The organism is Zoogloea oryzae (genome assembly GCF_030161255.1).
Classification (GTDB): domain Bacteria; phylum Pseudomonadota; class Gammaproteobacteria; order Burkholderiales; family Rhodocyclaceae; genus Zoogloea; species Zoogloea oryzae.
Genome location: NZ_BSPX01000198.1, coordinates 394 through 876, shown reverse-complemented (window position 1 = coordinate 876; position 483 = coordinate 394). Strand labels below are relative to the sequence as shown.

General features: G+C 68.5%; 1 protein-coding gene. It reads left to right on the top strand.

Features of this window, described 5'->3' with window-relative positions; all coding sequences use genetic code 11:
- A partial coding sequence (locus QQK25_RS23000) for a Mu transposase domain-containing protein (RefSeq protein WP_438696567.1) occupies positions 1-483 on the top strand: 483 nt, incomplete at both ends.

The following is a 483-nucleotide window of genomic DNA, read 5'->3' as shown; positions in this document are numbered from 1 at the left end:
ACGCATCCACGGCAGCACGCGCCGTCAGGTCGAGGCGATGTTCCAGGAAGAGAAGCCGCACCTGCGGCCGCTGCCTGTCGCTCCCTTCCGCATCTTCACCGAAGTCGTCCGGACTGTCTGCGACGACACCACCGTACGCGTCGACAACAGCTATTACGCCGCGCGGCCCGCGCCGATCGGCAGCCAGGTCGTCGTGCGCATCTACACCACCACGATCGAGATCCGTGATCGCCACACCCGTGCGCTGCTGCGTGTTCATTCCCGGATGGCGCACCCCGGTTCTGTCGTCCTGCCGACCAGCGAACGGCCGTTCAACCCGTCGCGGCAAACCGCCGTGCTGCTGGCGAGCGCCGAGCGCATCGGACCGCAGACCAGGGCCTTGTGCCAGCAGGTGTTCGACACCGAAGGGCGCCCCGGACAGCGCGCGATGTGGGGCATTGTCGGGCTGGGCCGGAAGTATCCGGCGCGGCTGGTCGAGCCGGC